At 34.8% G+C, this 20,904-nt stretch carries 16 protein-coding genes; 4 read left to right on the top strand and 12 right to left on the bottom strand.

The annotated features are described in order from the left end of the window. Positions 1-23 precede the first annotated feature (23 nt). Positions 24-587, top strand: a complete 564-nt coding sequence (locus tag BR43_RS13285) for an SGNH/GDSL hydrolase family protein (protein WP_425393655.1) — start codon at positions 24-26, stop codon at positions 585-587. 129 nt (positions 588-716) lie between these two features. Here BR43_RS13285 and BR43_RS20740 read toward each other — a convergent pair whose 3' ends face one another. The 4 genes from BR43_RS20740 to gpmA form a co-directional block, all read right to left on the bottom strand. Beyond that, positions 717-791, bottom strand: coding sequence for an IS3 family transposase (locus BR43_RS20740; protein ID WP_483772835.1), 75 nt, complete (start codon positions 789-791; stop codon positions 717-719). A 287-nt stretch (positions 792-1,078) separates the two neighbouring features. Further along, a complete protein-coding gene (locus BR43_RS13280; RefSeq protein WP_034562717.1) occupies positions 1,079-1,411 on the bottom strand; it encodes an AzlD domain-containing protein in 333 nt (110 codons plus the stop codon). Further along, complete coding sequence (locus BR43_RS13275; RefSeq protein WP_034562716.1) at positions 1,408-2,124, bottom strand: AzlC family ABC transporter permease; 717 nt, start codon at positions 2,122-2,124, stop codon at positions 1,408-1,410. The genes BR43_RS13280 and BR43_RS13275 overlap by 4 nt, the downstream gene beginning before the upstream one ends. Positions 2,125-2,337: 213 nt before the next feature. After that, complete coding sequence (gpmA, locus tag BR43_RS13270; RefSeq protein WP_034562714.1) at positions 2,338-3,021, bottom strand: 2,3-diphosphoglycerate-dependent phosphoglycerate mutase; 684 nt, start codon at positions 3,019-3,021, stop codon at positions 2,338-2,340. A gap of 161 nt (positions 3,022-3,182) precedes the next feature. On the opposite strand from gpmA, the gene BR43_RS13265 reads away from it, so the two are divergent. Further along, the gene (locus BR43_RS13265) at positions 3,183-3,389 is read left to right on the top strand and encodes a hypothetical protein (RefSeq protein WP_034562712.1); all 207 of its coding nucleotides are present in this window, start codon (positions 3,183-3,185) and stop codon (positions 3,387-3,389) included. A 67-nt stretch (positions 3,390-3,456) separates the two neighbouring features. Here the strand turns inward: BR43_RS13265 and BR43_RS13260 are convergent, their stop codons facing one another. The 6 genes from BR43_RS13260 to BR43_RS13235 form a co-directional block, all read right to left on the bottom strand. Beyond that, on the bottom strand, positions 3,457-11,568 hold the full coding sequence (locus BR43_RS13260) for an isopeptide-forming domain-containing fimbrial protein (RefSeq protein ID WP_034562710.1): 8,112 nt from the start codon (positions 11,566-11,568) through the stop codon (positions 3,457-3,459). Positions 11,569-11,595: 27 nt separating this feature from the next. Continuing rightward, positions 11,596-11,835 carry a hypothetical protein gene (locus BR43_RS13255; protein ID WP_034562708.1) on the bottom strand — a complete coding sequence of 80 codons (240 nt, stop codon included), beginning with the start codon at positions 11,833-11,835 and terminating at the stop codon, positions 11,596-11,598. Positions 11,836-12,393: 558 nt separating this feature from the next. After that, entirely contained in the window at positions 12,394-13,152 is a 759-nt protein-coding gene (locus BR43_RS13250; RefSeq protein WP_034562706.1) for a formate/nitrite transporter family protein, read from the bottom strand. Positions 13,153-13,340: 188 nt separating this feature from the next. Next, positions 13,341-13,754 (bottom strand): acyl-CoA thioesterase, encoded by a 414-nt coding sequence (locus BR43_RS13245; protein WP_034562705.1) that lies wholly within the window; start codon positions 13,752-13,754, stop codon positions 13,341-13,343. Position 13,755: 1 nt separating this feature from the next. Further along, a complete protein-coding gene (locus tag BR43_RS19250; RefSeq protein ID WP_051933963.1) occupies positions 13,756-14,442 on the bottom strand; it encodes a permease prefix domain 1-containing protein in 687 nt (228 codons plus the stop codon). Further along, positions 14,429-14,773: a PadR family transcriptional regulator gene (locus BR43_RS13235; RefSeq protein WP_034562704.1), complete on the bottom strand. Its 345-nt coding sequence runs from the start codon at positions 14,771-14,773 to the stop codon at positions 14,429-14,431. Before BR43_RS13235 ends, BR43_RS19250 begins: the two co-directional genes overlap by 14 nt. Positions 14,774-15,291: 518 nt before the next feature. On the opposite strand from BR43_RS13235, the gene BR43_RS13230 reads away from it, so the two are divergent. Together BR43_RS13230 and BR43_RS13225 are read left to right on the top strand one after the other, a co-directional pair. Then, positions 15,292-15,711 carry a DUF6884 domain-containing protein gene (locus BR43_RS13230; RefSeq protein WP_034562703.1) on the top strand — a complete coding sequence of 140 codons (420 nt, stop codon included), beginning with the start codon at positions 15,292-15,294 and terminating at the stop codon, positions 15,709-15,711. Then, positions 15,683-16,078 carry a hypothetical protein gene (locus tag BR43_RS13225; protein WP_169741061.1) on the top strand — a complete coding sequence of 132 codons (396 nt, stop codon included), beginning with the start codon at positions 15,683-15,685 and terminating at the stop codon, positions 16,076-16,078. Before BR43_RS13230 ends, BR43_RS13225 begins: the two co-directional genes overlap by 29 nt. 103 nt (positions 16,079-16,181) lie before the next feature. Here BR43_RS13225 and BR43_RS13220 read toward each other — a convergent pair whose 3' ends face one another. Beyond that, the gene (locus BR43_RS13220; RefSeq protein ID WP_034562701.1) at positions 16,182-18,458 is read right to left on the bottom strand and encodes an L-type lectin-domain containing protein; all 2,277 of its coding nucleotides are present in this window, start codon (positions 18,456-18,458) and stop codon (positions 16,182-16,184) included. 178 nt (positions 18,459-18,636) lie between these two features. Further along, positions 18,637-20,901 (bottom strand): L-type lectin-domain containing protein, encoded by a 2,265-nt coding sequence (locus tag BR43_RS19245; RefSeq protein WP_051933962.1) that lies wholly within the window; start codon positions 20,899-20,901, stop codon positions 18,637-18,639. Between the last annotated feature and the right edge of the window lie 3 nt (positions 20,902-20,904).

Raw genomic sequence — 20,904 nt, 5'->3', positions numbered from 1 at the left:
ACATGATTCATTTAAATAAAGGAGTGAAACCGTTGAACAAAATTATTTTACTTGGGGATAGCATTACCGCTGGTTATATGGAAGATCATGTTTCCCAAGCTTTAACCTCGCGTATACGCCAACAACTTTCTAAAGATATTCGCGTTCAAAATGTTGGTATTCCTGGAGATACAACTGTTGGTGCTTTGGAGCGCCTAGAAAAACATGTTTTAAAAGGAGAACCCGATTTTGTTACGATTTTATTTGGTTCCAATGATGTACTTTTAACTGAGAATATTTCTCTTGAAAGGTATCAAAAAAATATCGAAACTATGATTCAAATGATTGGTTCACAAAAAGTTCTATTAATTACGCCTTCTTTTAGCAACCAACTTGTGCAGCATGAAGAACGTCCGAATCATCGTATTTTAGCCTATGGGAACACGATTCGGCAATTGGCACATCACTATCAAACTCAGCTGATTGACTTACAATCGGCTATGCTAGATGCACCTAACTATACGGATTTTCTTCAAGCAGACGGCTTTCATTTTAATGAATTTGGCTATGATTTACTGGCAAATCTCATTATTGCTAAGCTAAAATAAAAAAAAACGGCTGTGTAGTGACCAATAAAGTCGAATTTTTTTACAGAGTAGATCTTCTACTCTGTTTTTTTATGCAGCTTTACTCATTTTCTTTCTAAAGTAAACTGGACTTTGCCAGTCTAATTTTGCTTAGATTCGCGAATGATTATAGTACTCAATATAATTTTCAATTGCGTGTTTTAATTCTTGATAACTTTTATAAATGACTCTATCGCATTTAATTTGAATTGAGCAGAATACGTTTTATTTTGGCGACTACAAAGTAGACCTTTCTCCCTAAATTCTTTATAGATATTTATCCAGTTTTGGACTTAAAAAGGACTCTTAATTCTATATTTTTTAGCGAGATAGTTCATTCCCCCTGCTCCATTTAAAATAATCTTGAATAATAGTCCGCTTAAATTCTGTACTATATTTTGCCATACAAAAGACCCCAAAAAGCTAGAGTTTTTAGGTCTAACTTTTGGGATCGGTACAATATCCGTTCTTTTTTATTGAAAAAACCAAATCATTAACGCAATTCCCGCTACTCCAAAAACAATCGACCACATAATGTTCTTAGTCTTATAGGCGACAAAAAAAACAAGCATAGCTGGAACTAATTTTAAATTATTCAATGGATTTAAGTTAAATTCACGTTCCCAAAAGAAAATATCAGAAAAAATTAATGCAGCAAAAATTGATACGGGAATAAATGACATCCATTTAACAAATTTCTCTGGCAATTCTCGATTACTCAATAATAAAATTGGCAATAAACGTGGCAAATAAGTGACTACAGCCATCCCTAAAATCAAATACAGCTGTTGACTTGTCATATTCATTTCACTTCACCTACTTGCTCTTTTTTCACTCGTCTCGGTAAGACGTATTCATCCAGTAAGAACCCAACAATTGATGCAACAATCGCAGCAATTACTAGAGCGATATTATGATGCAATAGAATCATTAACCCTACAGATAAAACTCCCGATAACAGTCCCACAAAAATAAATAATGGCGAAACAAATTGCATCACAAGCAAACAAATAAACATCGCAATCAACACATAATTCATAATCGTCGTATTAATGGAAATCTGTGTTCCAACAAGACCGCCAATTGTTGCACTAATTCCCCAAACAAAATATGGAATTAAGGTTGTCGCCATTGCGTGTTCAGCATCCCATTTATGATTTAAAAATTGATTGTAATTCACCGCATAACTTTCATCTGCCAATGAATGACCGAATAAAAATAAAAAGGGTTTTGAACTCTTTTTTAAGTACGTAGAAAGACTAGAACTCATTAAAGCATGACGCAAATTCAAAAAAAAGGTCATTACAATCATAGCTGGAACTGTCGCTCCCATCACAATCATTGAAGCAACCATAAATTGCGAGGCGCCAGCATACACTAAAAAACTCATAACACTAATAGCTAGTGGACTAAATCCCGCATCATACAACACCATCCCACAAGCAAAACCAATTGGAATAAATCCTAAAGTTACAGGATAAATAACTTTTAAACTTTCTAACCAGACTTTTTTCTGCAAACCTCTGCTTCCTTTCCAACTCATTGTTTTTAATTGTTATTATAGCATACTCACCTTATTTTTTAATCAAAATCACTAAAAAAGAAGAGCTTGAGACAAAACTAAAAAAATAGTTTTTATCTCAAACTCTTTATCTGCATAGAGGTTCGTACAAAAGCGCTCGTTCTTCTTTTTCAAGTGCTAAACGCTTTGTCCCACACACTTCTTTTCTTCTTATAGATAATATTTTTTACTAACTGTTAAGTCCTCATTCAATTCATAAACTAATGGTTGACCTGTTGGAATTTCTAATTCCATAATATCATCATCTGAAATGCCTTCGATGTATTTAGCTAACGCGCGCAATGAATTTCCGTGAGCTGCTACTAAGACGGTTTTATGATCTAAAATAGCGGGTGCAATTTCATCTTCCCAGAAAGGAATCACACGTTCTAAAGTAACTTTTAAATTCTCTCCCATTGGAATACGGCTCTTTTGAAGATTTGCATAACGACGATCATGCGAAGCTGAACCTGGATCTTCTGGGCTTAATAGTGGAGGTAATGTATCATACGAACGACGCCATAATTGAACTTGATCCGCACCATATTTATCAGCAGTTTCTTTTTTATTCAAACCTTGTAACGCACCATAGTGACGCTCATTCAAACGCCAAGATTTTACTTCTGGCACCCATAATTGATCTGATCCTTCTAAAACAATATGACACGTTTTGATCGCTCTTTTTAAAACTGAAGTAAAGGCAATATCAAATTCTAGACCTGCTTCTTTTATTTTACGGCCAGCTTCTGTTGCTTCCGCTAAACCCGCTTCACTTAGATCAACATCTACCCAACCTGTAAATTGATTTAATGCATTCCAATCACTTAAACCGTGACGTACAAATACTAATTTCATCTCTATCCCTACTTCCCTACTTTGTATATCTTTATTGTACACTTTATCTTAAAAAATGCACGCTAAAAGCCATCGCTTTTCCCTAAAATTTAGTTTATACTATTGAAGATAAGTCTAATTAATTCTTCCAATTAGTTAAAATGAAAGGTAGGCTATTTTGCATGTTAAAAAAAATAGTATATGGTAGCTGGTTTGTAAGTCTACTTTATTTTGCTTTCTATTTAATCAGTCCATTTTTATCAGAAGCTGTGGCAGCTGGCGGTTTGATTGTCTATGTTCATGTACTTATGGACTTTATTTTTATCGGCGGTCTTTTCTTTATTATAGTAAGCATCCTCCGCTATCTTTTTATCGCTCCTAAAAAATAACGATTTAAACAAAAAAGATTCAGAAAGTCTGATTGAACAGACTTCCTGAATCTTTTTTGTTTTTATTTTATACTACCTCTTGTTCTTCTTTTCTTTTAAATACAAAGTATAGTGATAAGCTACTTAATAAGATTAAACTTCCTAGCATAGCAAGATTTTGACCTTGTTCACCAGTTTTTGGTAATACGTTTGGTGGGTCATTTGGCATTATACTTGCTGGATCTTTTGGATCAGCATAAACAACTGTTTCAACTGTATTACTTGCTTGGCTACTACTTCCATCTTCAGATAGTACTGTGGCTGTATTTAAAATCGTTGCAACAGTAATACCAGCCTTCACCTTAACTGTAAATTTCACTACGCTAGAAGCCTGTGGTACTAAATCAGTAATTGATACATGTAACTGATTGTTACTCCAAATTGCTGCATCGGCCATTACTTGGTTATCAACCGTTGTGCTACCAGCTACATACTCTACATCCTTTGGTAACGTATCTTGTACTGAACCAGTCCAATTCGTTAAGGTCGCTGTGTTTGTTACAACTAATTGATAGTCAATTGCTTCGCCAGCTTTGACTTTAGCTTTATTTACTGATTTTATAATTGTTGCACTCGCTCCTTCACGATCAAAGGTTGCTTCTGGATATAACGGCGGAAGTTCTGCCTTACCACCAACACCATTTGCTCCTGATCCTGTAATTGTTGCGATATTTTTAACAAGTGGTGTAGTTAGATTTGCTGCTGATACAGTTACATCAAAACTAACTGTCGCTAATTCTCCACCTTTTAACGTTCCAACTGGAACACTTAATTTGTTATCTACAATATGAGTATCGGGTATCGTGATACCATTTAAAGTTAACGTTCCAACTACATAGCTTACTTCTGCTGGAATCGCATCACTAATTAATACATCCTCAACTAAACGATGCGCTTCACTACTATTTTTTACTACTATTGTATAGCGAATCTGTTCTCCAATAGCAACGATTTGTCCTTCTAGAGAGTTGCCAACTAAATCTGTTACCTCTTTCGTTGCCGTCAGTTTACCTGGTAATGGATAAACTGGTGTTGCTACTTCATTACTTTTTGGGAAATCTGGATGATCAGGCGTGTTACTTAGCTCAGCGGTATTTAGGATTGTTGTTCCAACTGCTGGAACTAAAACCTTAACCTTGAAGGCTACTGTTGCAGATTCACCTTCATTTAAGTCTGGTACTAAAATAGATAAGGTTCCACCAATCCAAGTTGTTGCGTCTGAAACTGCCACTCCATCAAGTGTTGTACTATTTACTACATATTCTACATTTGGCGGTAAAGTATCACTTGCGATTGCCCCTGTCAGTACACCACCGTGAGCACCATTAGAAACAACTAGTTTATAGGTTAATTCATCACCATCATGAGCAGAGGCTTTATCAACACTCTTCACTATCGCTGGTTTTGGTGGTAAATTTACTTCGACATTCTCTGTATTTGAAGTTGCTGGTGGAAGATTTCCAAGGTTTGGATGGAAAGCCTCTGCCATCGCTACATTAATAACTTTAACATCAGCATCTTTCGTAATTTTAACATCAAAGGTCACGACTTTTTTCTGTCCTTCTTGAAGAGTTCCATCTAAAGTCACCGCAAGTAGCCATCTACCATCTTGGAAAGTAAAGTTACTATCAGCTAATACAACACCATCTACTTTTAGGGTTCCTGGTTGATAGATCACGCCCATTGGTAAGTTATCTGTCACTTTTACTTGACTCAATTCTGAAGGATTCATCTCAGTATTACTAACTGTAATTCCATAACGGATAATTTCATTCTCATTAACTGTTTCACCGTTAATATCTTGATTTCCGAGATTCATTACTAATTTTTCTGCCTTTAACTGACCCGGTCCACGAATCGTTTCAAATTCAGTATTATCCATTGGATTATAGCTGTTCCCGTCGTTATCATTACCTAATACATTTGCATTATTGATAATTCCAGCTTTAATAGCATCCGTCACAACTACTACTGTAAATTCAATCGTTACTGTTGAACCACCTTTGAATGGTGTTGGCAACGTATACGTAAAGTTTTGACCATTCCACATTGTAGCAGTGTCTGGAATTCCAACACCATCTACCTTAGTCGTACCAGCTTTATAAGTAACTTCCGCTGGTAAACTGTCGGTTACTACACCATTTAATAGATCGCCTGTAAAGTCAGCTTTACCATTTGCAATAACTAATTTGTAGGTTAATTCATCATTTTTACTAGCCTGCTTTTTATCAAGAGTTTTGACAATTGTTGGCTCTGGCACACGATGACTTGTAACTGTATTCGATTCAACTGGTGGTAATTTCTTTTCTTCAGTTGGTTTATTTGGATCTGGTGTTACAGTTCCAGCAACTTTAGCTGAGTTATGACTTACACTCTTAGTCGCTTCTGTTACTCGTACAATAAAACTAATTGTTTTACTTTGTCCTTCTAGCAATGTTCCAACATTTAGAGATAGATTTTGTCCAGTTACGGCATTGTCGCCGCTTGGATCGACTAGACCATCAACAGAAAGTGTACCTAATTTATAAAGCAAACCTTCAGGAATCGCGTCGGTTACTAGGGTATTTCTAATTTCTGATGGAGTCGTTGTCGTGTTCGTTACAACTAAGGTATAAACAAACTCATCTCCAACTAAAATAGTCTTGTTGTTAATATCTGTTGTACCGTCTAATGAGGTAATTTTTTTATTGATAGCTAATTCACCCGGACCACGTAAAGTTTCAAATTCGGCTAGACTATCTAATGGATATTCCTTGCCATTACTATCTTTTCCATTTACAGTTGCCGTATTTAGAATACCTGTTTTAATTTCATCCGTTACTACCGTTACAGTAAATTCAATCGTTATGGTAGAACCACCGGTAAATGGTGTTGGCAATACATAATTAAAGTTTTGACCTGTCCACATTCCAGTAATATCTGTAATTGAAGTACCATCAACTTTAGTGGTACCAGCTTTGTAAACAACCTCAGCTGGTAAACTATCTTTCACAACGCCGTCTAACAAATCACCAGTGTACTCTGCTGTGCCATTTGTTAATACTAATTTATAGGTTAATTCATCGCCTTTAACTGCTTTTGATTTACTAATTGTTTTCTTAAATTCAGGATCTGGCGCACGATTACTGACAACTGTATTTGAATTAACTGGTGGTAATTTCGTTTCTTCAGTTGGTTTATTTGGATCTGGTGTTACAGTTCCAGTTGTTGTAGCCGTGTTTTTACTTCCATTTTTAGTAGTTTCGGTCACTTTTACCATAAAGCTAAGGGTTTTACTTTGTCCTTCTTGTAAAGTACCAATATTCACTGATAAATCTTGTCCAGTTACATTACTGTCTCCATTAGTTATCGGGGTTCCGTCAACAGATAGAGAACCTGCTTGATAAATTAAGCCTGTTGGAATTGTGTCTGTTACTAGAATATCTCTGATTTCTGATGGATCAGCTATTGTATTCATTACAACTAAGGTATAAAGGAATGTATCTCCTACCTCAACAATTTTGTTATTTAAATCCACACCTTTATCTGAAACAATTTGTTTCTTGATATCTAGTTCACCCGGTTTACGAACTGTTTCAAAAGGTACATTATCATCATCATCATATATTGTTCCATCACTATCTGTTCCATTTACAGTTGCATTGTTTAAAATATCTGTTTTAATCTCATTTGTTACAACTGTTACTGTAAATTCGATGGTTACAGTTGAACCACCGGTAAATGGTGTTGGCAATACATAATTAAAGTTTTGACCTGTCCACATTCCAGTAATATCTGTAATTGAAGTACCATCAACTTTAGTGGTACCGGCTTTGTAAGCAACCTCAGCTGGTAAACTATCTTTCACAACACCGTTCAGTAATTCTCCAGTAAATCCTGCTTTACCATTAGTAATAACTAATTTATACGTTAATTCATCACCTTTAACAGCCTTAGCTTTATCAATTGTTTTATCAATCTTAGGCTCCGGTCCACGTTTGCTTACAACTGTATTTGAATCAACTGGTGGCACATCTTTGTCTTTCGTTGGATCTTTTGGATCTGGTGTTTTCCCAGTTGCATGAGCTGTATTCTCACTTATTTCTTTAGTTGGTGCTGTTACTTTCACTTTAAAACGAATCGTTGTACTCTGCCCTTCTTGCAATACTCCCGGAATCGTAACAGCTAGTTTTTGACCTGTTACACCTGAATCTGGATATGCTACTGCATCGATAGTCAGCGATCCTGCTTGATAAATTAGACCTTCTGGAATCATGTCTGTTACTTGAATTTCTTTAATTTCTGATGGAGTAGTTGTTTTATTACTGACAACTAACGTGTAAAAGAATTCATCATTATCAGCCACTATTTTTCCATCTAAATCTGTTGTTTCATCTAACTTCGTAATTTGTTTTACTACTTTTAATTCACCCGGTCCACGAACTGTTTCAAATTCAGCAGTCGCTTGTTTGTCTGTAATCTTTTGAGTTCCATCTATAGATGTTCCCTCTGTTAGAGAAACCGTATTGGTGATACCCGTTTTAATTTCTGTTGTTACCACAGTTACTTGGAAGGTAACGGTGATTGTTTCGCCAGTTTTTAACGTAAGACCTGACATTGTAAAGGCATTACCATTCCAATAATTATGCACAATATCTGCTTCAGCAGTGCCATTTACTACCGTTGAGTTAGGCACATATTGAACTTCCGCTGGTAAATTATCCGTTACTTTTCCATTAATCATTTCAGGTTGCGTTTTATCATTAGCAATAATTAATGTGTATGTTAAGGTATCTCCAGCATACGCTATTGGCTTATCAATTGATTTTTTAATTGTTGGTTCTGGTTTTGTAGAGTTTATATTGGCTGGTTTATCTGGTGATTCTACAGGGGTATTGGGTAGATTTGGAATCTTATCTACTGTACCTGTTGCTTTTGCTGTATTTGCAATTGAACCTGTTGCTTCAGCATTAATGGTTACATCAAAAGTAATTTCAACCGATGTACCACCTTTAATATCACCAACATTTACATTAATATTTCCTTTTAAAAATTCAGCTTCATCAGCCACCGAAACTCCAGCAACTTTAAGTGTTCCTGGTGTATAAGTTAAGCCTGTTGGTAATTGATCTCCAACATGCACATTACGCACCATTGTGTCTGCTGCTTCAGTATTTTCAACAACAATCTTGTAGGTTAAGGTATCTCCAACTTTTACAGCTTGTTGCTCAGCCGAATTCGTACCTTGCCATACTGTTTTAGTTGCATCTAATTTCCCAGGACGATAACCAAAACTTACTTCTGTATTATCCTTTCCTTCAACTGGTGGGAAATGATTGTCTTTATCATGCCCAGTAATAGTAGCCGTATTTATAACTGGCTGTAGTTTATCCATTATTGTACTGTCTGTTGTCACATTAAAAATGATTCGTACATCTGAACCCGTAACGATTGGATTAGCTAAATTAACTTGTAAATGATCTCGACCATCACTTGTTTTTGACCAATCTACCGTATCAACGGTTTGCTCAACACCATTAATGCTTATTCTCGTTGTACCTGGAACATAATTAATTCCTTTTGGTAGAGTATCTGTGATAATCCCTTGATGATACGCACCTGAATTAGCGGGTACTGAAGCTATTAATTCATATTTAAATTCTTCTCCAACATAAGCAACTGTACGTTCAACATCATCTAAGCCATAAGCTTTTTTAGTTAAATTGATTGCTGTTGGAACATAGTTGACTACTTCGTTGGAATTATTAGGGATTGGATCATTCCATACATTAAGATCATTCAATGGATCTTTTCTAGTTTGGCTACTCGCTACTGCAGTATTGGTTAGTATACCACTAGCTGTTGCTCCAACTTTCACTTCAATTGTAACAATCATTTGCCTCTCAGCTAAATTTTGTGAAACAGATAAAAGGCGATTGGTTAATGGAACATTTAGTGTAAAGACATTATTCACTACATTATATGGACCAAATGAACTACTTGATAAGGTTACACCATTAAGCTTAACAACTAAATCATTTCGTTTATTTGCAATTAACCCCTCTGGAAGTTTATCTGTGATTAAAGGCACATTAATTTGACTGTTCATGTCTCCAACGGCATTTACAATAATTTCATAGATAAGTGTATCTCCAACAGCAATATTTTTCTGATTTGCATCTTCAGTAGTATCTTTAACTGTTACATTTTTCTTCACGTCTAATTTAATGGCATTATTTACTACACCAAAAACATTCGTATTAGCAGGAACTGAAACTGAATCTACATTCTGATTATCTGTTCCAACTACTCTATTTTGTAGTAGGTAAGCTTGATCTGACAAAAGTGGAGATGGAGGAAGTAGCACCCATTCACTAATAAGCTCAATTCGGTCTCCCGCTATAAGCGGATCTCCTGGAAATGCTAATAAATAATCTAAGTTATAACCTGAAATACCATCACCTTGCCAGCTATTTAAAAGATTGCTTTCAATGACTGTTGGTACATTTCCATGATAACGTATAACCTTGGTTGAACCTTGTATATAATCTAACCCTAAACCTGTATTAACACCTGTGGTAATATGAATCGTTTCAGCGTCAGTTCCAGCAGAGTATTCAATAATTTGTGTGGAAGTTACTTTTTCTTCGTAATATGTTTTTACAGGATTAAATTTAATATTTGTTGCTATTTCTGGTCTAGCTTTCTTAAGTCTAATGTTTTGAACATCAACTCCAGCACTTGGTTGATACATATTCCACGAATTACTAACAATAAAACTATATCCTGAATTAGGATTATCAGAAGTCATATAGGTTGGTGCTTCTGTAATATAGATAGAGTACGTAAGATCAGCAGCATCTCTAATTGCTGGCAAATAAATCATTCCATTCGCATCTGATACAAAAGGAATATCATAAGGTCCACCTTTAAGGAGTCCTTTTACACCTGCTATTGGCAAGGTAGTTTCAATATCTAACACGCGCATTTGAGCTGGATTAGGAAAAACAGCTGCTGTGACTACTTTATTACTTGGAACATCATTTATTACTCCATTTTCATCTTCCAAAGCTATTGATAATTTTGGAATAAAACTATTTTCTCCATTTTTTGCATTATAAAAATTATCAAAAGGAACCGACGCTTTTATTGAAACTTCAAATTCATAAATATACGTTCCTGGTTCAACTTCTGTAATTGCTTTTCCATTTCCTGTATCAATTGATAAAACTTCACTACCAGTTCCGCTATTAATAATTTTTTCTGAATTTTTATCTAACATACCCCAGACAATATTTTCACCACCATCCCAATTATTTGAAAATTGAACTCCTGGTAGTTTTTTATCTGTTGTAAAAATCATTCGATATTTAATTGGATTAGCATAATCTGTATAAAATGCTAGTCTACTTGTACTTCCCCAAGTCTGCGTTCCTTCATCATAAACCTCAACGGAACCACTAACAGCTTTTGTTAATCCGTTTTTAGCTTGAACGCTGCTTCCAGGTGAATCTGTTTTTGCTTCTTCTTTTGCTTCCGGAACAGGGGCTGGGTCCTCTGATTCTGGTTGCTCTTCTGTGTTAGATGAATCTACAGCTTCTGTAGTTACTTCTTCAACGTTAATTTTTAATGGTGTTGCAAAAACACTAACACCATCACGAGTTGATTTTGCACTCAGTGTATGTGAACCTGCTTCATTCGCCTTCATTACAAGTACCACTTTTTTATGAACTGGCACTGCTGGAATTAGTGGTTTAACTACCTCACCACTAGTTGCAGTTGCTTCATCTGTAACTTCTTCTGCTACAGCAGCCGTCTGCCAGTTTACAAGAACATTGGCTGCCTCAGCACTATACATAACCGTTACTTGATTTACTGTATTCGCTTGATTTGTAGCCTCTTGATCTAATTCCATCCCTGCTATATCAATTGATACAGATTGATCCATTGCATTTGTTGATTCAACACCAACAGTTAATGAATCACCTTTATTTAATGTAGTAGTTGTCAAATTATTGCCATTTGCATCTGTAATTATTAAGTCATTTACAACTGAATCTGTTCCGTCAGCGAATGTAACTACACTTGCTGTACTTGAAACAAAAAGTTGCGATATCAATGTAAATGCTAAAATCCAGTTAAATATTTTTGCCTTTTTCACTTCATATGCACTCCTTTTATCTTTGATTTATTTTTCAATACTTGATTCTTCTCCAGAAGAACTTTCACTATTTTTTTGTACTTTTATTGTAGCTGCATTAGTTTCGACCTTTACTTTCTCTTCTACTAATTCGCTAGTTATACTTTCTTTTTTAGTATCCACTTTTTTTGTAGCTGTTTTCCCACATCCAACTCCTATTAAGAGAATGACAACTAATAAAGAAAACAACAACTTGTATTTATTTCTTTTTTGCTTCATAAAAATCATACTCACCCACCTTTTCTACAAATATCCTCAATATATTCAAAATATATAGAAACATTATAAATTCTCATCAAAAAATAATGATCTTAATAACCTTTTTATCATCAAACACTTTCATTATTTTAGCACAATTTTAAAAAAAAGATAGAAGCTAAATTATAGTAAATGATCATCATTATCTAAAAACCTCTACAACATTGGTTTTAATAACCTTGTTATTCAATATATATATTATTTCTTATTTTAAGGAAAAAATATAAAAAATTTCAAATATTATAATAGTAAATTTTAAATAAACATTTTAAAAAACAAAAAAAGTAAACATGATGTTATTTTATATAATAAAAAAGCTACAATATCACTATATGTATAATGAATTTATAACAAAAAAATATTTTCTATCGTTTTTTTATATTTTAAAAAAACCGTATTCTAGCGTGATTCAACACCTCACCATTTTGTCATAATTTTAACCAATATCTCATAATACTACCTTACTTTAAGCACAAAAAAACTTGCCAAAAATATGCTTTGGCAAGTTCTTATATTCTTTTTATATACTTAATGTTTAAAGGCTTTATAATATATCCCTGAAACAAATAATGCCCCACCGATGATATTACCCAAATATACGGGAACAAAATTTTGAAGCATCTGTGTCCAAGTAGCGCCACCTTCAAAAATTGCTGCAGGAATTACAAACATATTAGCTACACTATGCTGAAATCCAATAGCTACAAAGATCATTACAGGGAACCAAATACCTAAAATCTTACCAGCACTATCTTTAGCGCCGTAACATAACCATAAAGCTATCCCAACAAACCAGTTACACCCAATCCCAGAGATAAAACCTTGTAAGGGCGTTGCTGCAATTTTACCTTCGGCTAATGTAATCGTTTCATGAAGGAAAGCACCTGAACTAGTTAGTCCAACGATATGACCAAAGAAATAAGCAACAAATATTGCTCCAGCTGCATTAGCTAAGGTAATTGTAATCCAATTTATTAATAAGTCCTTTGTATTTACCTTTTTATCAAACCATGCTGCTGCAACGGCCATCATATTTCCCGTAATTAATTCACCACCGCCAAGTAAAATAACGATTAAACCGATTGGAAATACGCTGGCACCTAAGAAGCTAGCGACGCTGCCCCACTCTTCAACCATAGAAGACGCTACTCGAATATAAGCTAGATAGCCTAGTGAAATCATCGCTCCACCAACAAAGCCTAATAACAGTTTTGATACAAATGGTTTGGCAATCTTTTTCGTTCCCATCTCAATCGTGATTTCTAAAATCTCATCTGGGGTATACATTTTTCAATTCCACTCCTCATAAGTTAATTAACTATTTTCTACTACTAGTATTATACTTTTCCTATTTTACTTTATTTTGTGAATAATTTCACCTCTTTTTTAGGATCTTTTTTACATTCTACTTATTCCAATCAGCAAAGCAAAAAAAGAATGACCTTCGCTTCCAAAAGTCATTCATTTTTATACATTTATTTTACTACTAATTGGCTAAGAATCTCATGTAATTCAGGGTACTCACGTTTTAATGAAATAATTTTCCCTGCTTGATTAATGAAACAATGTCCGCTTTCGCCACTTGCCTTAATCTCACCATCATGCCATACGTTATAACTAAAAATTAGACGGGCACTAGATATTTTTTTCACACTAATTTTAATCGCTACTTCATCATTAAAATGCACCATTGCTTTATAGGAGCACGCAATATCTAAAACTGGACTGCTCAGCCCTTCTCGCTCTAAAAAATCCATTCCAAAACCAAGTTGCTCTAATAAATCAAAACGTGATTCTTCAAACCATTTAAGATAATTTGAATGATGGATAATGCCCATTTGATCAGTTTCATGAAAAAAAGCTTTACGATAATAAGGGTTAATTTGCATGTTATCCTCCCACTTTCCAAAAAGCTTTTCTTTTGGCATAATAGCTCACACATACACTCGTTACTACTGCAATAGGAAACACAATCCATACAGATTCTGCCCCACCTGTGATTACACCTAGCAAATAAAGTCCTATCGCTACGCTCCAAACAATTTTTTGTACAGTAGATATTGGTTGTCTTTCTTGGATTATCTTGCCATTTTTTAGTTGTTTTAATTGTTTTTTTGCTTGGAAATTTTTGATAAGCCAATACCCTAAATTAACTGTCGCAATAATCAACACCGCCCATAGACAGAAAAACGCCATTACATCCTCGTTCAAATACTCATTCCATATTTTATAGATTGCAGGTGAACAAATATATAATACTGCTGAAAAAGCGATTCCCATTCCAACTTTAGATTGAATTTCTGACATTGTTTGAATAGATTCCTCAGCATCATAGTTGACTTTTTCTGCTTCGTTTTTTAAATCATCCATCATACCTAGTTCTGATTTAAGTTCTTTTGCAGTTCCAATTGAACGAATTACCGAACCTACTGCTTCATCTTGATTCATGCCACTCTCAATTAATTCATTGTATTTGTCTTCCATATTCTCTAGCATATTTTGTCGTAGTTCAACGATTTCTTTCGTTTTTGGCAAACTGCTAAAAATAGCTTCAATATATTCTCTAATCTGCTCCATTATCAGTACTCCCCTTTACAAATTGATCAACGATTTGTTTAATCATCTGCCATTCTTCACATTTCTCTTGATAGTAATCGATTCCTTGACTTGTAATTTTATAATAAGTACGCCTTTTTCCATTTGTTTCGCTACCATAATACGAAATAATATACCCTTTTTTTTCTAGCCGAGTAAAGCTGGAATAGAGCGTTGTTTCTTTGATTTGATACAAATTTTGCGACATCTGGGTTATTTCTTTTGATATTTGATATCCATAAGAATCATTTTTCATTAAAATTGCTAAAATAATTGTATCGTTATGACCACGAATGACATCACTACTAATCACTTGCTCCCCTCCTACTAAATTTTTTTCATTTCACTCCACATTACTCCATCTGATATAGTAAAATTATAACAGAATTACCCCGACAGGTAAAGTAGTTAATCAAATGAATTTTTTTACAGAATAAAAAAGAAGCAGACTATGTTAAATACATAGAAACGAGGTGTAGCTTATTTCTAAAAATCGTAGGTTTATTGACGAATTTGGTCCAACAATAGCGCTAGAATCTTCTTTTTTTAAGGAATAAGTTCCTAACAACTAGTAGGTAGCAGACATTTTTCCCTCCAACTAAATTTCATACCGGAATTACAGAACTACCTTTTCTCTTCCTAAAAAATTCAAGCCTATCCAAAAAGCCAATTCGTTTTACCATTTTTTTCTAATTAAATACTAAATAAAAGATAAACCCTATATTAATCCGATTCTATTAAAGTTAAAAACCAACAACGATTAAAATTTTTTTCTAGTTAAGTATTTAGAATGGTATACTAATTATAATAAATAAAAAGGAGGTTAAAATAATGATGATTATCGCTAGTGGTAAGCCTAAAATTTGGGACAAGGAACCAACTATTGGTACTGTTTCAGCCAATCAGGCTTATATAGGAACTTTTCACCGCCTTTGTCAGGCCTACGCACAAAAGTTTGATTCAGACTATCTAATTCTTTCCCCTTATTACGGATTCTTAAAACCAACAGACCTTGTCCCCCATACATACGATGTCCGGTTTACCTTAAAAGGAGTTAATCAAGAAACCATCCAACTTGCTGAATTAAAAAAACAATGGCTAGATTTGACTTTATCTGAGTCACAATATGTCGTTTTAGGTGGAAAAAAATTCCAACTTTTGCTACATCAAATTATTCCCCAAAATATTCTCTTAGATTTCCCTCTGGACCAAGCCGGTGGTATTGGTAACATGCAAAACGCCGCTTCATGATAATAGTGATTTTTTTATTGCTTGTCTAGCGATTAGTTTCTTGTATGAACCATGGCTTGCCAAAGGTCATTTAACTTTACGAATTCCTAGTTTAAAGCTCAATAATCAACTAAAACTCCCTCCTTATCCGCCAGCAGTCGTTCCTCCATTTGGAACAGATTTAGTTGGTTTTACAATTCTAAGCAAATTAATTCAAGCATTCAAGTATACTTTTATCATTGCATTCCTACTAAGTACGTTACAACTTATTGTGAATTTTTTATTAGGCTTTTTTATCAGTCTACAGTCAAAAAACACTTTTTTCTTATTGATAATCAAATACATCCGTACTTTTTCTATTGATTCCCTATTTGTTACTCAAAATTAGTTTTAAACTGTATATTTTTATCAAGCAACGTTAAAAATCCAGATGAGCATAAAGGGGTTCACCTCATGCTCATCTGGATTTTTCATTTATAATGATCAAACTACTAAGAAGGGCCATCAATTAAAGTCCAATTCAAGACTGCCTGATAGCTTCCTGAATAATCAGAAGGAGTAATCAATAATAAAAGCCCTTGATTCTCTGACCAGTTAACAGGTACTTCGTGGTAGTCTGTTGTTGTTTTTGAAAAAACAGTGGTTGCAACACCTACTTGTAAGGGAGTTGAAAAATCTCCAGTTTTGTAGATGATTCCTTCTGTTAATTTTTTTTTATTTTCATTAGTAAATGGCTGTTCTACTGTTACATTGACATACCAGCTACTTCCGATACCACGTGTATCTTTGACACGGATATCCCAATCCTTGTTGCGTTGAATGGTTTTGATTGTTCGTGGAATTTCATTTTTTGGATAACTAACTTTATCAGATACATTTGTAAACTGCAATGTTCCTGTCACGTTAATTAGAACTGTTTTACTAACGGACGCTTGTCCCTCTGCGTCTACAGCGTATACTTTTAGTCGGTGCAAACCAGGAGTTAATCCGTTGCCTCCAACAGTTAATTCATACTTGATTTCCTGATCTTTAGGATCGGAATTTGAAACTTCTTTGGCAAATTCAACAGCCTTAGAATCATCTAATACATAAGATAGACTGACCCATGAACTATCTAAATCTTGCCATGTCCCCATTGTCGTATAATCTAACGTATTGTCTAGATTAACGGTTGTGTCTGAATGGTTAAGAGTAATTTTTGGTACACTTAAACTCTTTATTTTAAGTGAAACATATTCTGATACAAGATTGTCTTCATCAACAGCATAGACTTCAAGCGTATTTTCAGCTCCTTGAGTTAAGCTACTACCAGGAATTGTATACGCATAATTGATTTCTTGATTCACTGTTGAACTGATTTCATTGCTTGTACCTACTTCTTTTCCGTTAACTAAATAATGTAACGTTCCCTTCATTCCATCTAAATCTTTCCAAATTCCTGTTACTTCATAGTTCCCCCCAGTAACAGTCGTTTGAATTGTATTTTCATTTGTTAAAGTCAGAGTTGGTGGTTTTTTCGTATCAATCTGATAGTCAACACGATTACTCGTATCAATCTGATTTTTCCCAGTAAATAGTCCTTCTGCTGTTACCTCAGTTAAACTAGATACATTCGCTGTTTCAACTTCAAAAGTGACATAGGCTAGATTTTTCTGCGTATTTAACGCTCCTATATTTACATTTAGTGTTTTTTCATTCCATTGATCATCTGGTAATGCGATTTCAGAGCCATCGGTAGAAAAAAGTTTTAACGTATTTGGAATGTAGGTTACATTTTCTGGCAATTGAAGTTGTGCAAAAACGGCTTTCCATTCTTGCTTACCGGAAATATAATTTCCTTCCAAACGATAGGTTAGCCGTTCCATACTGCTGACAATTCCCCCATCGACACTAATGCCCTCTTGATTTTTTACAGTCAGATTGACCTTTGATTGAACCAAATCTGGTACTTTTTCAAATGAAACCCGATTCATTTCGGTTTGATTCCCTGTTGAACCGGCAAACCCCCAATAGACCTGAGTACTCCCAAAAACAGCTTCAGGATTCATAATCGGTACGTCTACAGGTGCTAAATCATTAAATTGATACGTTAATGTTTTCCTACTTGCAGACCATTTTATCTTAAATGGAAACCATTTATCCACCGATAATTCTCCTGGATATTGCCTATTTTTATGCGTTAATTTACGTTTGACTTGATTTGAACTCATATAATCAACATAGGACGAACGCACGTCTGGAAAATTCCATGCAATATGATCCTCCCCTTGGACCATATCTGCATCAAATCCATCTGTGTTATCATAGGTATCAAATTCCACTGCAAAGCTTTTTCTAATACCTGGATACCAACTTTCAGGTGTGGGACTAGCCCAAGTACCTATTTGTGAGCCATAGCCAGTAATGATTGCATTGGGTCCGTTGGGATCGTTCTGCATCACAAATGTCATTCCATCAGCAGCCTTTTTTCCTTGATTTCCAAAATAAAGATACATCGAGGATTCAAAGTCTTCTGCTAAATTCATTTTATTTGCGTCTGTTGACCAAATCGCTCCATTTTGATTGGTTTTTGCTGGTGTTATTTCGACTAAATTTCCTTTAGTCGTTGTAACGATATTACTAACCGATCCTGCTGGTGTTTGAAAGATATTATCTAATTCAATCTGGGCAGGCGGATTGTTCTCATTTACTGCTTTAGCTGAGATTGTTCCAATTGTAAAAATTAAAAATACACTTGAAAGTACAATGAACCAGCCTATTTTACCCAAACTATTTCACCACCATTTTAGTAGTCGCTTTACTTTTTCTAAAAAACAAATAAGAATAGGCCACGATAAAATTATGGTGTCACCCAGGTAACTATCTGAATAAAATAGTTGAATCGTCTTTATTTAAATGAAGACTTGACTGCATAATTTTGTTTATTGTACTATTTGATTTTTATTTTTAGCTTGGACCATCAACTAAAGTCCAATTTAAAACTCCTTGATATTTGCCTGTATAATCTGAAGGACTGATATTCATTAGTAAACCTTGATCTTCTGACCAAGTGACAGGTACTTCTTGAAAATCTGTGGTTTTTTTAGAAAAGACGGTTGTTGTATCTCCAACTTTTAATGGAGTTATATTTGTACCGTTTTTAAAGAACAAACCGTCAGACAATTTCTTTTGTGCCTGATTGGCAAATGGTTGTTCCAACGTTACATCTACGCGCCAGTCGCCGCCAATTCTTCGTGTATCTTTAACTCGGATATCCCAATCTGTATTCCGTTTAACTGTTTTTAAGGTCTTAGGAATAGATGTTCCTTCATAACTTACAGCACTAGATATATTCGTAAATTGCAGCGTTCCAATAACTTGGATTGTCACAACATCACTGACTGTTTGTTGCCCCTCACTATCTTCTGCATAAACTTTTAATGAATAGGTTCCAGGTGCCAAATCCTTACTAGGAACAGACTGTGAAAAATTAATTGTTTGTCCTTTAGGATCAGGATTTGCTACTTGTTTACCAAATTGAACCGGTGGATTATTCCCTAAAATATAGTACAAATTAACAAATTGACTATCTAGGTCTTTCCAAGTTCCTTTAAAGGCAAAATCAGAACCGTTGTCTATTTCAACAGTTGTTCCTGTACCATTTAGAGTTACTTTAGGAGGAGATAAAACTTTTATGTTGATTGGGACACGTTGTGATTCAAGACCTGTTTCATCTACTGCATAAACAACAACTGGCGTTACTGCACCTTCTTTTAATTGATTTGCAGGAATCGTATACGTGTAATTTTGTTGTTGATTATTTGCTGGACTAGATATCTGACTTGTACCAATTTCCACACCATTCACTAAATAGTGTAGCGTAGATTGTTTGCCATCTGGATCAATCCATGTTCCCGTCAACTCATAGTTTGTATTAGAAAAAATGGTTTGCGTAGTATTTCCGTTTGTTAAGGTTACTTTCGGAGCTTCACGCGGTTTAATTTGATATTGAACTTCGTTACTGTTGTCAATATAATTTAAGCCACTAAGTGTTCCTTTTGCTGCTACAGAAGTTACAGCTGCAACATCAGTAGTTTTAACATTGAATGTAACATAAGCAATATTTTTCGTTGTATCTAACGTTCCTAAATCCGTAGTTAAGGTCTTACCATTCCATTTGCTATCTGGCAAGCTTATTTCTGGACCACCTGCTGAATATGCCTTCAATGTATTTGGAACATAATTTACCGTATCAGGCAATGTAAGTTTTCCAGTTACAGTCCGCCAATTTTGTTTTCCAGAAAGATAATTTCCTTCTAAACGATACGTTAAAGTTTCCCCAGAACTCACAACTTTTCCAGCTACATCCATACCTTCTTGATTTTTTACTGTCATTGGTACTGTTGCGTTGACTAAACCTGGTACTTTTTCAAATGCAACACGATTTAACTCAAACTGTGCGCCAGTTGAACCAGTAAAGCCCCAGTAAACAGTACTTGTGTTACCAAAAACGGCAGCTGGATCTGGAACAGGAATCACAACCGGTGCTAAATTATTAAACTTATACGTTAATGTTTTAGCACTAGCAGACCATTTCACATTAAAAGGAAACCATTTATCTACTGATAAATTTCCGGGATATTGAAGACCTTTATGATCTAATCTTCTCAGTCCATTACTATCTAAATAGGTAGATTTAATACTTGGAAATCCCCATGCAATATGATTTTGACCATTTAATCCCGCATCAAAGCCATCTCCATTTGAATACGTATCAAATTCAATCGCTAAACTGTTTTTTATTCCGTATCCAAAAGTACCTGGAGAAGCCCAATCCCAAACACCAATTCTGGCACCCCCACCAACATTGGCTGTATTCGGACCTGCATCAGCATTTTGCATAACAAAAGACATCCCATCCGCTGCGGCACTACCTTGATTACCAAAATAAATATACATTGAAGCTTCAAAATCTTTGCTTAGATCCATTTTATTAGAAGCTGTTGACCAGATTGCACCACTTTGGTTAACTCTGGCTGCTGTAATCTCAACAATATCTCCTGTACCAACTTTGATAACCTTACTTGTAGAGCCACTTGGTACTTGAAAAATATTGTCTAGCGAAATATTAACAGGTGGTAAATTTTCATTTGCTGCTTCAGCTGAAATACCTCCCGCTGTAAGCATGAAAATAGCACTTGCAATTCCAATTAGCCAACCTTTTTTCTTCATATT

The organism is Carnobacterium gallinarum DSM 4847, from assembly GCF_000744375.1.
GTDB classification, from domain to species: Bacteria; Bacillota; Bacilli; order Lactobacillales; family Carnobacteriaceae; genus Carnobacterium; species Carnobacterium gallinarum.
The sequence above is the reverse complement of the archived record's forward strand: the minus strand, read 5'-3'. Positions and strand labels throughout refer to the sequence as shown.

Bases quoted from the DNA above. Each gene is read 5' to 3' on its own strand.
- BR43_RS13280 (WP_034562717.1), bottom strand. From the start codon at position 1,411: ATGAATATGACAAGTCAACAGCTGTATTTGATTTTAGGGATGGCTGTA.
- gpmA (WP_034562714.1), bottom strand. From the start codon at position 3,021: ATGAAATTAGTATTTGTACGTCACGGTTTAAGTGATTGGAATGCATTA.
- BR43_RS13265 (WP_034562712.1), top strand. From the start codon at position 3,183: ATGTTAAAAAAAATAGTATATGGTAGCTGGTTTGTAAGTCTACTTTAT.
- BR43_RS13255 (WP_034562708.1), bottom strand. From the start codon at position 11,835: ATGATTTTTATGAAGCAAAAAAGAAATAAATACAAGTTGTTGTTTTCT.
- BR43_RS13250 (WP_034562706.1), bottom strand. From the start codon at position 13,152: ATGTATACCCCAGATGAGATTTTAGAAATCACGATTGAGATGGGAACG.
- BR43_RS13245 (WP_034562705.1), bottom strand. From the start codon at position 13,754: ATGCAAATTAACCCTTATTATCGTAAAGCTTTTTTTCATGAAACTGAT.
- BR43_RS19250 (WP_051933963.1), bottom strand. From the start codon at position 14,442: ATGGAGCAGATTAGAGAATATATTGAAGCTATTTTTAGCAGTTTGCCA.
- BR43_RS13230 (WP_034562703.1), top strand. From the start codon at position 15,292: ATGATGATTATCGCTAGTGGTAAGCCTAAAATTTGGGACAAGGAACCA.
- BR43_RS19245 (WP_051933962.1), bottom strand. From the start codon at position 20,901: ATGAAGAAAAAAGGTTGGCTAATTGGAATTGCAAGTGCTATTTTCATG.